The following is a 14,321-nucleotide window of genomic DNA, read 5'->3' on the forward strand; positions in this document are numbered from 1 at the left end:
CAAGGGGGGCTCAACCCAGCCGCATCGCCTTCGCTTCAAGGGAAGCGAGCGGTTGCCACGGATCCGCTCCCCCCTTGTGGGGGAGATGGCCGGCAGGCCAGAGGGGGAGTTTTTACCCGCTGACATTGCCGAGTAGCATTCCTTCAAACCGAGTATCGCATGGCTGAGATCGATCCCATCACCCCGCCTCCCCCCGAACAGCGCCGGGCGCTCGTGGTGATGAAGGACGTGTCCAAGGTCTTTTCCAGTGGTACGGTCGCGCTTACCGGCATGTCGCTGACCGTAAACGGCGGCGAATTCGTCTCGCTGCTCGGCCCCTCCGGCTGCGGCAAGTCGACGGCGCTGCGCATCATCGCCGGCCTGGGTGACACCACATCAGGCACCATCGACTGGCCAAGTTCGCGCATCAATGCCAAGGGCCTGCCCGACGGCGATATCTCCTTCGTTTTCCAGGAACCGACGTTGATGCCTTGGGCAACCGTCTTCGGCAATGTTTACCTGCCCTTGAAGCTGCGCGGCGTCTCGAAACATGCAGCCTTTGACGACATCATGGCCGCCCTGGAACGCGTCGGCCTGAAGGATTTCGTGAACGCCTATCCCCGCGAACTCTCCGGCGGCATGAAGATGCGCGTCTCGATTGCCCGCGCTCTCGTCACCAAGCCGAAACTGCTCTTGATGGACGAACCCTTTGCGGCCCTTGATGAGATCACCCGCCAGAAGCTGAACGACGACGTGCTGAAACTCTGGAAGGACACCGGCATTACCGTCATCTTCGTGACCCATTCGGTGTACGAAAGCGCCTATCTCTCGAGCCGCATCGTCGTCATGAAGGCGCGTCCGGGCCGGGTGCATGCGGATTTCCCGCTGCAGACCAGCCTTGACCGCGACGCTTTCTATCGGACCTCGGAAGACTATCGCCAGGCCTGTGAAACCGTCTCCAGAACACTGCTCGAAGCGATCGGCGGGGAGGAACACTGATGACCGGACCGGCCGAAACCCTCCTGAAAATCCTCGTGCCGATCCTCGTTGTCTGCGTCCTGCTGGTGATCTGGCAGGTCGGCGTCTGGGTCTCCGGCGTGCCGCAATACATCCTGCCAGGCCCGATCGCCATCGCCGGCGCCCTGATCAAGGACTGGGGCACGCTCTCGCCGGCGCTCTGGGTCACCACCCAGATCACTCTGATTTCTCTCGCGCTGGCACTGATCGGCGGCGTTGGTATCGCAGTCTTCCTCGTCCAGTCGAAATGGATCGAGGTCGCCTTCTACCCGATCACCGTCATCCTGCAGGTGACGCCGATCGTCGCGATTGCACCACTGATCCTAATCTACGCGCCTTCGACACAGGTCGCACTTTTGATCTGCGCCTTCCTAGTCGCCTTCTTCCCGATCCTGTCAAACATGGTGCAGGGCCTGAAGAGCGTCGACCACAACCTGCTCAACCTCTTCGACCTCTACGGCGCCTCACGCTGGCAGACGCTGCTTTACCTGAAGCTCCCGGCCTCCCTGCCCTATTTCATGACGGGCTTGCGCATTGGTGGCGGCCTCGCGCTGATCGCCGCCGTCGTCGCCGAATTTGCCGCAGGGTCCGCAGGCGCGGGATCAGGCCTTGCCTTCCGCCTGCTCGAGGCCCAGTTCCGTCTGAACATTCCGCGCCTGTTCGCAGCCCTCTTCCTGCTCTCCTGCCTGGGCGTCGTGATCTTCGCCATCACCTCCTTCATCTCCTGGCTGGCGCTCCACCGCTGGCATGAGAGCAGCCTGAAACGAGAAAACTGATGTCGACTGCCGTTGCCACTCTGCCTGCCGCCAAGCGCTTCGTCCTCGCCAATGCGACGCTACCGGAAATCTGCGTCGATGGCGTCGAGGCGCCCGCTTGCGAGGGCCTGATCAGCGCCGACATCGTCGTCGCTGATGGCAAGGTCGAGGCGATATTGAAGCCGGGCGAAGCCCCCGCAGGCCTGCCCTCCACTGATCTCCGCCACGGCATGGTCTGGCCGACCTTCGTCGACATGCACACCCATCTCGACAAGGGCCATATCTGGGACCGCAAGCCGAACCCGACAGGCGACTTCACCGGCGCACTCGAAGCCGTGCATGCCGACCGAGTTGCCCGCTGGACGGCGGAAGACGTGAAGGCCCGGATGGAATTCTCGCTGCGCACGGCGTACGCCCACGGCACCAGCCTGATCCGCACCCACCTCGACAGCCTCGCGCCCCAGCACCGCATCTCTTTCGAGGTCTTCGCCGAAGTCCGTGACACCTGGGCGGGCAAGATCGACCTGCAGGCTGCCGCCCTCTTCCCCTTCGACCAGATCACAGACGAGACGTTCTTCAAGGATCTGGTTGAGGTCATCGTCGCCCACAAAGGCTTGCTCGGTGGCGTCACCTACTTGATGCCTGGGCTGGATGAGAAGCTCGACATCCTCTTCCGCACGGCAAGCGAGAAGGGCCTCGACATCGACCTGCATGTCGACGAAACGCAGGACAAGGAAACCCTCACGCTGAAGACCATCGCGGAAGCCAAGCTCCGCAATGGCTTCGAGGGTTCTGTCACCGTCGGCCATTGTTGCTCGCTCGCCCAGCAGGACGACGACCTCGCCAAACACACCATCGATCTGGTGGCAGAGGCCGGCCTCTCGGTCGTGTCCCTTCCAATGTGCAACATGTATCTCCAGGACCGTCACCCCGGCCGCACGCCCCGCCAGCGCGGCGTTACCCTGTTTCACGAACTGTCAGCCGCCGGTGTCGCCACTGCCGTCTCCTCCGACAACACCCGCGACCCCTTCTATGCCTATGGCGACCTCGACCCCGTCGAGGTCTTCCGCGAGGCGGTGCGCATCATCCATCTCGACCACCCGCTCGACACCGCCGCAAGGGTCGTCACCCGCACCCCGGCCGATATCCTGAGACGCCCCGATCATGGCCGCATCGCCGTCGGCGGTCGCGCCGATCTCATCCTCTTCAGCGCCCGCCGCTGGAGCGAATTTCTGTCCCGTCCGCAGGCCGACCGCATCGTGATGCGGAATGGCATGGGCATCGACCGCAGCCTGCCGGATTACCGCGAACTTGACCCGTTGCTTGGAGTTTAGCCATGGCCGACTATGCCAAAATCAAGGAAGAGCTGGCGGGCATCGCCGTCGAAGACAATCCGGCGCTCGTCAAACAGAAGAGCCGCGATTTCTATTGGTATTCGCCGATCCTGAAAGCCGAGCTGGACAACGTGGTGGGTGACCTCATCGTCTCGCCGACGACGGAAGAAGAGGTCATCCGGGTTCTGAAAGTGGCCTATGCCCATGGCGTGCCCGTCACCCCGCGCGGCGGCGGCACCGGCAATTACGGCCAGGCCATGCCGCTCTCGGGCGGCATCGTGTTGAACCTCATCAACATGAACAAGGTGAAGCAGATTCTGCCCGGCCGCGTCATCTGCGAGCCCGGCATCATCATCTCGGAACTCGACCGCCAGACCAAGGAGCATTCGGCCCAAGAACTGCGCTTCCACCCGTCGACCAAGCAGACCGCCAGCGTCGCCGGCTTCATCGCCGGCGGTTCCGGCGGCGTCGGCTCGATCACCTGGGGCGGACTGCGTGACCTCGGCAACATTCTGCGGCTCCGCGTCGTCACCATGGAAGCCGAGCCCCGCGTGCTCGAACTCTCCGCCTGGGACCTGCAGAAGGTCTCCCACGCCTATGGCACCAATGGCATCATCACCGAAGTCGAGATGCCGCTGGCACCCGCTTACGACTGGGTGGACGTCATCGTCGGCTATGACGAGTTCATGGACGCGGTGAAATTCGCCGATGCACTCTCCCACAAGAACGGCATCCTCCTGAAGGAAGTTGCCCCGATCGCTGCCCCGATCCCGTTCGACTACTTCACCCGCCACAAACCCTGGCTGAAGGAAGGCCAGTCGGTCGTTGTGCTGATGGTGGCCCCGCACTCGATGGAGCCGTTCCTGGCGCTCGCCGAACGCATGAATGGCGACATCCGCTTCCGCTCCGATACGGTCGAAAGCATGAAGGGCATCCCGCATGCCTATGAGCTGACCTGGAACCACACGACACTGCGGGCCCTGAAGCTCGACACCAACATCACCTATCTGCAGGTCCAGTATCCCGGCCCCGACCATGTCGAGAAGGTCCGCGTGATGACCGAGCTGTTTCCGGACGAGGTCATCGGCCATCTCGAATTCATCAAGTTCGACGGCCAGATCCAGTGCGCCGGCCTGCCACTGGTGCGTTACACGACAAAGGAAAGGCTCGAAGAGATCATCCGTATCCACGAGGAAAACGGCTGCCCGATCTTCAACCCGCACCGCTACACGCTGGAAGAAGGCGGCATGAAGCAGACCGACCAGGTCCAGCTTGCCTTCAAGAAGGAAACCGATCCGAAGGGGTTGCTGAACCCCGGCAAGATGATCGCCTGGGAGAACCCGGATTTCGATTTCTCCGCCGGCAAGAACTACCTGTTCCCGGGGCTGGAGGTTTTTTCCGAAGCCTCGTAAGGCCCATCAGATGCGTTGCGGCTCCCCGTTCCGGAGCCGCAACGAAGAACCGCCGGAACGAACTTATTCCGAAGGTACTCCCGGTCGGCCCTCCGGCCCATGCTCTCCAAGACATGGCACCCCCAACCCCTCGGCATCAGGCGGCGAAGGACGGGGATGCTGGGACAAACGGCGCGGAAGTTTTGAATTGAACCCCGACTGCGAAAGCGGCGGGCAACGACTTGGAGCTTTTGACATGCGCGTACTCGTCCTCCACTCCCACCCTCTCGATGAAAGCTTCGGCCGGGCTTTGTACAAGCTCACCTGCGAAAGCCTGGAAAAGGTCGGCCATGAGGTCGACGGCTGCAATCTCTACGAGGAGGGTTTCGACCCGGTGCTATCGGCCCATGACCGCCGCGTCTATCATGACATCCCGGACAATCTGACGCTGGTGAAACCTTATGTCGATCGCCTATTGAAGGCTGAAGCGCTGGTCATCGTCACGCCCGTCTGGAACTTCGGCTTTCCGGCCATGCTGAAAGGCTATTTCGACCGCGTCTGGCTGCCCGGCGTATCTTTCGATCTGGTAGACGGCAAGCTGACGCCGACGCTCCGCCATATCAGAAAGCTCGCCGCCGTCATGACCTATGGCGCGACCCCAATGCGCGCCTTCCTCGCCGGCAATCCGCCGAAGAAGATCGTCAAGCGGGTCATCCGCGCGCAGATCAAGATCGGCGCGCCGGTGAAGTATCTGGCCCATTACGACATGAACAATTGCACGGAACAGACCCGCGCCCGGTTCATGGAAAAGATCCGCCGCGAGATGGAGAACTTTTGAATCCCTGTATGTGAATGCGATGGGCCAAACGTGAAAAAGGCCAGTCCGGTGTCGGACTGGCCTTTCCTTAATCATGACGCTTCCCGCGTTACGGCGTGGTTGCCGGCGGGGTTGCCGGGGCAGCCGGAGCCGGAGCGGCGGGCTCAGCAGCCGGCGGCGTCGCCGGTTCTGCCGGAGCGGTGGCAGCCGGCGGGGTCGCCGGAGCCGGATCGGCCGGTGCCGCAGCAGGCGGCGTGGCCGGCTCGCTCGTCGAGGTCGCAGGGGCAGTCGTGGTATCGGCCGGGTTACGGTCACCGAAGACGAAGAAGGCTGCCGCTGCGATCACAACGATCAGCAGGATAGCGATACCCCAGCTGGCGCCGCTCATACCGGCATTCTGCTGTGTCACGTGCGGACGCGTATCGAGGCGAGGATCAGGACGTTGGTCCATGGTATAACTCCTTGGGTGGTCGGCGGTGCGCATGTTGATCACGCGTCACCCGTCGATGTGATGGATCGATCGAAAGAGGTGGCTTACTGCACCACGCCGACGACCACATAGGTCTGCGGGTCGACGATCACGCGCTGGTTGTTGACCACGGCGTAAGCATATTTCGGCTGCTCCGGGATCGGGGTCAGGACGACCTGCTGCGGCAGAGGCTCACCAACGGCGACCTGCTGTTCGATCACGATCGGCTGGGCCGGAATCGGCTGCTGCTGGACGTAGGTGACGACCGGCGGCGGCGGCGGGGCGACAGCCGTGCCGGCGATTGCACCGACCACACCACCCACGGCGGCACCAACCGGACCACCGACGATCGCACCGGTGACCGCACCACCGGCAGCACCGGTAACAGTCCCTTCCTGGGCCAGGACGGGCGACGCGATCGAACCAACTACGATAGCTCCAAGAGCGATAATCTTCGTCTTCATGGCTTCATCCTTTCCGTTTGACTGCCATCGACGACAAGAACACCCGGAGCAATAAATTGTTCCCCCGCACAGACGGGACCTCTGTTGCTGAAGCCGCGAAGAAAAAGAGCGCTTTCTGCACTATACAACGGAACAATATCGAAAACGACCGCAGGTTGTCACATGACTTTGGCAGCCGTTACTTCCACTTCCACAAGGAACTCTGGGCGCGTGAACCCGCCGACCACGATCAGGGTGGAAACGGGCTTGGGTTCCAGCGTGTAGCGATCTCTGACCGCCATATAGGCCGGAAAATCCTCCCGTCTGGTCACGAAGCCCGAGATCCGAATGACATCGGCGAAGGTCATGCCCGCTTCTTCCAATATGGCCCGGATCGCCTCGAAGCAGAGTTCGGCCTGACCTGTCACATCAGGCGGGATGCTGTCATCGGGCCGGATGCCGAGTTGCCCGGAGGTCACCAGCAGGCTCGCTCCCGGCGGCACCAGCAGACCGTGATTATACTGGCCGAACGGTTTGCGCACCGAAGTCGGGTTGAAGCTGCGTTTCATCGGTTTGACCTCTCTTACGGGAGCGGCGCCACAGGCGCCGTGCGGTTGCGTTGCACTTCGTAGAGGATGTGGCCGAACAGGGCGGCGAGCACGATCGGTCCGCCGACAAGCGTCCCCTGAGAAGGGACTTCGCTGAGGACCAGCCACACCCACAGGGGCGTCAGTGGCACTTCGAGCGCCGTCAGCAGGCTGGCATCCGCAGCCGGCAACCGCCGGGTCGAAGCGGTGTAGAAGATCAAACCCATGGCATTCTGCACGATGGCAAAGAGGATGATCATCCTGAGATCGACCATGGTCACGCTCAGCGGGGCCGCAAACCAGAAGGTGACGAACGAACAGAGCCAGGCGGAGCCAGCCATTGCCGGCAGCATCGGGACGTCACGGTGCTTGCGCATGAGGGTGGCCATGGCCGCGACGCAAAGCGTCATCACCGCCGCGAGAAACTTGCCGAACAGCCCGCCGCTTTGCCCATGCGCATCCGTCAGCATGACCAGAACGCCGATCAGCGCCACACCGCTTGCAATCAGCGTCGAGCGGCTCGGGCGTTCGCCAATGAAGACGAAGGCGACAGCTGCCGTGACGAACGGCACGGTGGCGTAGATGACCATCGCATCGGCAATCGCCGTGTAATACATCGAGCCGATGCCGGTAACCATGCTGGCGGCGGAGAAGATCATCGTCCAGACGCTCGGCCAGCCCATGCGCCTGAGGATGCCGGGCACACGGCTGCGCTCCAGATAGACGAAGAACAGGAAGACGCAAGTGCCGGAAAACAGACCCCGCCAGAACAGCATGGTCATGAGATCGGTGCCGATATGGCGGATGAACAGACCCGAAGACGACCAGGCCAGCGCCGAGATGGCGCCGTAGACGAGGCCGAGGCGGTATTGGCGGGGATCGTCGAGGCTCATGACGCGCGGGTGGTTCTCACGACGTGATCGTCAGCTGCCGTAGCCGACGATGCCCTTGATCTCGAGAAAGTCGTGAATGCCCCAGTCCGCATATTCGCGCCCGTTGCCGGACTGCTTGTAGCCACCGAACGGTGCCATCGTGTCCCAGTCCGGATAGTTCAGATAGACCGAACCTGCCCGCATGCGGGATGCGACCCGCCGGGCATGGGCAAGATCGCCCGACTGGACATAGGCCGCCAGACCATAAACCGTGTCATTGGCGATCTCGATCGCCTGCTCCTCCGTCTCGTAAGGCAGGATCGACAGTACAGGGCCAAAAATCTCTTCGCGCGCGATCGTCATGTCCGGGGTGACGTGGCCGAAGATCGTGGGACGGACGTAATAACCACGATTGAGATGTTCCGGCCGCCCCGGACCGCCGGTCACGAGCAACGCGCCCTCCTCGATGCCGGTTTCGATGAGCCGCTGGATCTTGTTGAACTGAACATCGCTGACAACGGGACCGAGAACGGTTCCTTCCGCCTGCGGATCGCCGACGGTATGGGCTTCTGCAGCCTCGCGCGCGATCAGCAGCGCCTCGTCGTGCCACTCCTGCGGCACCAGCATCCGCGTCGGCGCATCGCAGGACTGGCCGGAATTGCCGAAGCACCCTTCCACACCCTTGCGCACAGCCGTTTCCAGATCGGCATCCGGCAGGATGATATTGGCCGACTTGCCGCCCAGCTCCTGCGCCACGCGCTTGACGGTATCGGCCGCCGTCTTGGCGACGATGATACCGGCGCGGGTCGAACCGGTGAACGAGACCATGTCGACATCCGGATGCCCGGCCATGACCTGGCCGACATCGGGACCCCGTCCCTGCACCAGATTGAACACACCCTTCGGTGTCCCGGCAGCTTCCATGACTTCGGCAAAGATGACCCCGGAGATCGGCGCGATTTCGGAGGGCTTCAGCACCACCGTGCAGCCCGCCGCAATCGCAGGCGCCACCTTGCAGACAATCTGATTGAGCGGCCAGTTCCACGGCGTGATAAGCGCGCAGACGCCGATCGGCTCGCGCACAATCATCGTCGAGCCGCGCAATTCGGAAAACGCGAACTCTTCGAAAGCAGCAATGGTCGATTCCAGATGCGCGCGCCCCGCCCAGGCCTGGGCCTCGCGGGCAAAGGCGATCGGCGCCCCCATCTCCCGGCTGACCGCCTGGGCAATGTCCTCATAGCGCTCGTTGTAGACCTCGAGGATACGCTTGAGAAGCGCCAGCCGTTCCGCAGGTTCGGTCACCGAAAAACTGACGAACGCCGCCTTGGCCGCAGCGACAGCCCGATCCACGTCGCCCTTGCTGCCGACGGAAATCTGGGTGAACGCCTCCTCGGTGGAGGGATCGATGACGTCCAGCAAAGACGGCACCATTGGATCGACCCATGCGCCGTCGATAAAGAACTTCAGGGAGTTGGACATCATGCCTCCGAGGCCTGCGAGAATTGATGGGATACTATTGGCTACGCCGAGTACGACTTCAAGCGAGAGAGATCAGGAACACCGGCAATCCCCAACCACGGCACAGGATTACCGTTCCAGACGGTCGAGCATGCGATACCACGCGACGTGTGCAGCCACACCGAGCCGTCTGAAACGATGAAACGGAATGGGCGCGATCGGTGAGATCGGAAATGGCAGAGTATCGGCATTGCCCGTCGCCGCATATTCGGCAAGCCGCGGCCCCAGGGCCGTCATAAGGCCGATCCCCCGCCCCTGACACCCGGCGACGGCCATCAGGCCAGGCGCCGGCTCGTGCAGATGCGGCAGATAGTCGGGCGTCATGGCAACCCGGCCGAACCAGCGATGCGTGATCGAGATCCCCGCAAGCATGGGAAAAAGCCGCAGCATGGCGCGTTCCAGATGCGCCCAATCCTCCGCCGAGCGTGGCTCGCGCATGGGGCCACGTCCGCCCATCACCAGCCGTCCGTCCGGGCTGCGGCGATAATAGACCAGGATGCGCCGGCTGTCCGAGACCGGCTGCCCGCCTGGCAGGATCTGGTCCAGAATGTCGCTCGACAAAGGCGCCGTGGCGATCTGGAAGGAATGCAGCCAGACCAGGCTTTCTGCCAGTCCGGGAACGAGCGCATCCGAATAGGCATTGGTCGCCACCAGCACCTTCCTGGCAAGCAGCGTCCGGCCGCGATCGGTGGAGGCGACCCAGAGAGCATCCCTCCGCTGCAACAGGGTCACCCGTTCGTTGAGTAGCAGGCCCGCACCGGCACGGGTTGCCAGTCGCGCCAGTTCGAACACCAGAGCCAAGGGATTGACCGCACCCGCCCGGCGATCGAGCCAGCCACCGCAATAGCCGCGCGCACCGGTCAGCAGTGCGATTTCTGCATCGTTGAGCAGCATCACGTCCGCCCCGCGCTGACGCCATTGGCGGTTCCGCTGTATGGCGGCCTGCATGGCCGTGCGTGTATGGGCCGCCTGGATCCAGCCGTCGCGTTGGTGTTCGACAGCAAGCTCCTCGGAGCGGATCAGGTCGAAGACGGCATCGGCCGTGCCGGCGGCAAAGTCTGCAAGTCTCTCCCCGGCTTCGTCACCGAGCATGCGCCGCAGGATTTCAGGATCGTGCTTCAGCCCGGGAATGACCTGCCCACCGTTGAGCCCCGACGCGCCTGCGCCAAGCGCACCCATCTCGATCACCTGAACCCGCAGCCCGCGGCGCGCTGCGTGCAGAGCCGTGGACAACCCCTGATAGCCCGCACCGATGACGAGCAGGTCAATCGGCCCTTCGATCAAGCCGCACATGGGAACGCCGACTGGGCGGCGCCATACGGGCAGGCCCGACAAAGAGGAGGTCATGTAGAAATACCTGAAATGACATCAAACCAACGACATGATCTTGACGATTGCCATTTGGAAATCCACCAACGTCAGGCTGTAAAGATATTAGGGAGTAAAATTGGTATCTTTTGCAATCATTTGTTTCAGGAATACTAATTAAGAACTGCCGGATAACGGATCGTCGGGCAATTGCCACTCGATGGTACTTTTGCCCTGCGACGCCAGATAAGCATTCGCCTGTGAAAAATGGCGGCAGCCAAAGAAACCGTTATGCGCCGAAAGCGGTGACGGATGCGGGGCCTTCAGCACGAGATGGCGCGACCGGTCCACGAAACCCGCCTTCTTCTGCGCGTAGGAGCCCCACAGCATGAACACGACGTGCTCGCAATCCTCATTCACCGCACGGATTACCTGATCGGTAAACCGCTCCCAGCCATGTCCTTGATGGGAGGCCGCCCGCGCCTCCTCCACGGTGAGCACGCTGTTGAGCAACAGGACGCCCTGACGGGCCCAGTGTTCCAGAAAACCATGCCGCGCCGGCGGGATGCCCAGATCGCTTTGCAGTTCCTTGTAGATGTTGACCAGTGAAGGCGGAATACGCACGCCCGGTCGGACGCTGAAGCACAGCCCGTGTGCCTGGCCCGCACCGTGATAGGGATCCTGCCCGAGGATCACCACGCGCACCTGGTCGATCGGTGTCAGATCGAGTGCGCGGAAATACTCCCGGCCTTTCGGGAAGATGTGTTTCCCGGCGGCAATCTCGCTGCGGAGAAAGGCCTTGAGATCCTGCATGTAGGGCAACGAGAACTCGTCTCCGAGCACGGCCTTCCAACTGTCATCGAGCCTGACCTCTGCTTCCGCCATCACCGCCGCTCCTCGTTCGTTTCACTACGCGGTGACGATAGAGGGCGGCAGGCCTCCCGTGTCAACCGCCCGGATCCTGTGGGCCTTCGGGCTTCGCCGAACTGTCACACAGCGGTGTTATCCGGGAAGGAATTTTCGGAGACTCGCCATGACACTTCTGATCGGGTTCGCTGCAATCGCGCTTTTGGTGCAGCTTGCAAGCATTGCCTTCGTCATCGTATCCAGGCTGCGTCACCGCAATCAAGACAAACCAAGGGCACCCCATCCGCCGGTTTCTTTGATCCGCCCGATCTGCGGGCTGGAAAACAATCTGGAACGCTGCCTGGCCTCCTCCTTCCAACTGGATTGGCCGGCCTACGAACTGATCTTCTGCGTGGCGCGGCCAGACGACCCGGCAGCCACGATCGCGGAACGTTTGATGGCGGAGCACCCGCACATACCCGCGCGTCTGCTGGTCGGCGAGGATCCGTTCAGCGTCAATCCGAAGATGAACAACGTGGTGAAAGGCTGGCGATCCGCCCGTCACGACTGGATCGTGATGACCGACAGCAACGTCCTGATGCCGCCGGACACAATCACCCGCATGATGGCACGCTGGGACGACAAAACCGGCCTCGTCTGCTCGCCGCCGGCCGGAACCGAACCGGCGAATTTCGGGGCCATGCTGGAAAGTGCCTGGCTCGACAGTTTCCAGGCCCGCTGGCAGCTCTTTGCCGATGCGGCCGGCTTCGGCTTCGCCCAGGGCAAGTCCATGCTGTTCAATCGTCACCTGATCACAAGGCTCGGCGGTTTCGAGCGCCTCGGCGAAGAGGTGGCGGAGGATGCGGCAGCCACCATTCTGATCCGGGGAGCCGGCCTCCATGTCCGCCTCGTACACGAGCCCTTCCCGCAGCCGCTCGGGCGCCGCGACATCACCGCCGTCTGGAAACGCCAGCTGCGCTGGGCCCGCCTGCGTCGCGCCTCCTTCCCGTTCTACTTCCTGCCCGAGCTTTTCACCGGCGCCGCCCTGCCTGTGGCGGCCATGTTGGCGCTTGCAATCGATGGCGGCCTGCCGACAGTGGCACTTCCGATCTATCTCATCGCCTGGTACGGCGCCGAAGTGTTGCTTGCACGCGCCTATGGCTGGCCCAGCGGCTGGCGTATGCTGCCGGCCATGGCCGCCCGCGATCTGCTTCTTCCTGCCCTCTTCGTTTCGGCATGGTTCGGCAGCGGATTTGAATGGAGGGGCAATGCCATGACAGTCGCCGACAATGACAATGGCCGCACCACCCGCATCCGCCAGGTCGTCGCCCGCACCCGTGAAAAAGCCCGCGCCCTCGTCGCCGCCCGAAGCCACTAAGGCACCATCGTTTCGTCGGCAGGTTTCCCCGACCAGCCCGGCAGATTTCGCATCACTGTCGTCGCGTGAATGCAAACAAAAAGCGCGGCCCGACAAATGCCGGGCCGCGCTTCTGTTCCACCGCCGTCTTGGGTCGGCGAGGACGTGTTATTCCGCCGCCTGCAACACCGGCTGCGGCAGTTCGGCCTCTTCCATCACCTTGCCGCCGAGCGCTGCGTGGAACAGCGTCTCGTCAAGTTCGCCTTCCCAGCGGGCAACGACAACGGTTGCAACCGCATTGCCGATGAAGTTGGTGATCGCGCGGCATTCCGACATGAAGCGGTCGATGCCGAGGATCAGTGCCATGCCGGCGACCGGTACGGACGGTACGACCGAGAGTGTGGCGGCAAGCGTGATGAAGCCGGCGCCGGTGATGCCGGCGGCACCCTTGGAACTCAGCATGGCGACCGCCAGCAGCAGGATCTGCTCGCCGAGCGACAGGTGAATACCGGTGGCCTGGGCGATGAACAGTGCCGCCAGCGTCATGTAGATATTGGTGCCATCGAGATTGAAGGAATAGCCGGTCGGAATGACGAGGCCGACGACCGACCGCTTGCAGCCCGCCTTTTCCATCTTGTTCATCAGGCCAGGAAGGGCTGCTTCCGAAGACGACGTGCCGAGGACGAGCAGCAGCTCTTCCTTGATGTAGCGGATGAGCGACAGGATGGAAAAGCCGTTGTAACGGGCGACCGCACCGAGGATCACGGCAATGAACAGGAAGGACGTCAGATAGAAGGTCCCGATCAGCATTGCGAGGCTGGTCACCGAACCGATGCCGTACTTGCCGATGGTAAACGCCATGGCGCCGAAGGCACCGATCGGAGCCGCCTTCATCAGGATGGCGACCAGCTTGAAGACCGGTGCAATGACCGCCTGCAGGAAGTCGGTGACCGGCTTGCCGCGCTCGCCGACCAGCGCCAGCGAAATGCCGAACAGAACCGAGAAAAACAGCACCTGCAGGATGTCGCCATCGGCAAAGGCACCGACGATGGTCGTCGGGATGATGTTCATCAGGAAGCCGACGATGGTCGAGTCATGCGCCTTTTCGGTGTAGGTCGCGACCGCCTTGGCGTCGAGGGTCGCAGGATCGATATGCATGCCGGCACCCGGCTGCACGACGTTGGCGACAACAAGCCCGACAACGAGGGCCAGCGTCGAAAAGGTCAGGAAGTAGAGCATCGCCTTGCCGGCAACGCGGCCGACCTTCTTCATGTCGCTCATGCCGGCAATGCCGGTGGCGACGGTGAGAAAGATGACGGGCGCGATGATCATCTTCACGAGCTTGATGAAGGCATCGCCCAGAGGCTTCAGCTGCGCGCCGATCTCCGGGTAGAAATGGCCGAGCAGAATGCCAGCGGCAATCGCCGCGAGAACCTGGACATAGAGATGCTTGTAGAGGGGTTGCCGCGCGCCGCCAGGGGCGCTTGCTGTTGTATCGATATGCATACTTTCCTCCATGGTGCCCCGACGGAACGAATTCCGGCCTCCCGGGCGGTTGCTGAACTGGATTCGCAGAGACGAGCTGCTTGTGATTTGGTTCAGCAAAGTGCGTGCCAAACGCAAAACAC

14 protein-coding genes are annotated in these 14,321 nt (G+C 62.4%); 6 read left to right on the forward strand and 8 right to left on the reverse strand.

Annotated features, from left to right (window positions below):
* The first annotated feature begins 159 nt into the window (after positions 1–159).
* The 5 genes from ACT53S_RS11105 (at position 160) to ACT53S_RS11125 (ending at position 5,314) form a co-directional block, all read left to right on the forward strand.
* The gene (locus ACT53S_RS11105) at positions 160–978 is read left to right on the forward strand and encodes an ABC transporter ATP-binding protein (RefSeq protein ID WP_476067015.1); all 819 of its coding nucleotides are present in this window, start codon (positions 160–162) and stop codon (positions 976–978) included.
* Positions 978–1,772, forward strand: coding sequence for an ABC transporter permease (locus ACT53S_RS11110; protein WP_113376269.1), 795 nt, complete (start codon positions 978–980; stop codon positions 1,770–1,772). The genes ACT53S_RS11105 and ACT53S_RS11110 overlap by 1 nt, the downstream gene beginning before the upstream one ends.
* Positions 1,772–3,085 (forward strand): cytosine deaminase, encoded by a 1,314-nt coding sequence (locus ACT53S_RS11115; protein ID WP_476067016.1) that lies wholly within the window; start codon positions 1,772–1,774, stop codon positions 3,083–3,085. The genes ACT53S_RS11110 and ACT53S_RS11115 overlap by 1 nt, the downstream gene beginning before the upstream one ends.
* A 2-nt stretch (positions 3,086–3,087) precedes the next feature.
* Positions 3,088–4,497, forward strand: coding sequence for an FAD-binding oxidoreductase (locus ACT53S_RS11120; protein WP_476067017.1), 1,410 nt, complete (start codon positions 3,088–3,090; stop codon positions 4,495–4,497).
* Between the two features lie 235 nt (positions 4,498–4,732).
* The gene (locus ACT53S_RS11125; RefSeq protein ID WP_476067018.1) at positions 4,733–5,314 is read left to right on the forward strand and encodes an NAD(P)H-dependent oxidoreductase; all 582 of its coding nucleotides are present in this window, start codon (positions 4,733–4,735) and stop codon (positions 5,312–5,314) included.
* An 88-nt stretch (positions 5,315–5,402) separates the two neighbouring features.
* Here the strand turns inward: ACT53S_RS11125 and ACT53S_RS11130 are convergent, their stop codons facing one another.
* The 7 genes from ACT53S_RS11130 to ung all read right to left on the reverse strand — a co-directional run bounded on the left by ACT53S_RS11130 (position 5,403) and on the right by ung (position 11,375).
* Positions 5,403–5,744 carry a hypothetical protein gene (locus tag ACT53S_RS11130; RefSeq protein WP_476067019.1) on the reverse strand — a complete coding sequence of 114 codons (342 nt, stop codon included), beginning with the start codon at positions 5,742–5,744 and terminating at the stop codon, positions 5,403–5,405.
* Positions 5,745–5,827: 83 nt separating this feature from the next.
* Positions 5,828–6,226 carry a DUF1236 domain-containing protein gene (locus ACT53S_RS11135; RefSeq protein WP_113376274.1) on the reverse strand — a complete coding sequence of 133 codons (399 nt, stop codon included), beginning with the start codon at positions 6,224–6,226 and terminating at the stop codon, positions 5,828–5,830.
* Positions 6,227–6,384: 158 nt separating this feature from the next.
* On the reverse strand, positions 6,385–6,774 hold the full coding sequence (locus tag ACT53S_RS11140; RefSeq protein ID WP_113376275.1) for a RidA family protein: 390 nt from the start codon (positions 6,772–6,774) through the stop codon (positions 6,385–6,387).
* A gap of 14 nt (positions 6,775–6,788) precedes the next feature.
* Positions 6,789–7,685 carry a DMT family transporter gene (locus tag ACT53S_RS11145; protein WP_476067020.1) on the reverse strand — a complete coding sequence of 299 codons (897 nt, stop codon included), beginning with the start codon at positions 7,683–7,685 and terminating at the stop codon, positions 6,789–6,791.
* 30 nt (positions 7,686–7,715) lie between these two features.
* Positions 7,716–9,143 (reverse strand): aldehyde dehydrogenase family protein, encoded by a 1,428-nt coding sequence (locus ACT53S_RS11150; protein ID WP_476067021.1) that lies wholly within the window; start codon positions 9,141–9,143, stop codon positions 7,716–7,718.
* 108 nt (positions 9,144–9,251) lie between these two features.
* A complete protein-coding gene (locus ACT53S_RS11155; protein WP_476067022.1) occupies positions 9,252–10,529 on the reverse strand; it encodes an NAD(P)/FAD-dependent oxidoreductase in 1,278 nt (425 codons plus the stop codon).
* 138 nt (positions 10,530–10,667) lie between these two features.
* Positions 10,668–11,375, reverse strand: a complete 708-nt coding sequence (gene ung, locus ACT53S_RS11160; RefSeq protein ID WP_142067670.1) for a uracil-DNA glycosylase — start codon at positions 11,373–11,375, stop codon at positions 10,668–10,670.
* 148 nt (positions 11,376–11,523) lie between these two features.
* On the opposite strand from ung, the gene ACT53S_RS11165 reads away from it, so the two are divergent.
* Positions 11,524–12,714, forward strand: coding sequence for a ceramide glucosyltransferase (locus ACT53S_RS11165; RefSeq protein WP_476067023.1), 1,191 nt, complete (start codon positions 11,524–11,526; stop codon positions 12,712–12,714).
* 147 nt (positions 12,715–12,861) lie between these two features.
* Here the strand turns inward: ACT53S_RS11165 and ACT53S_RS11170 are convergent, their stop codons facing one another.
* Positions 12,862–14,199 (reverse strand): dicarboxylate/amino acid:cation symporter, encoded by a 1,338-nt coding sequence (locus tag ACT53S_RS11170; protein WP_476067024.1) that lies wholly within the window; start codon positions 14,197–14,199, stop codon positions 12,862–12,864.
* Positions 14,200–14,321 lie beyond the last annotated feature (122 nt).

The organism is Allorhizobium sp. DMC15 (genome assembly GCF_056314065.1).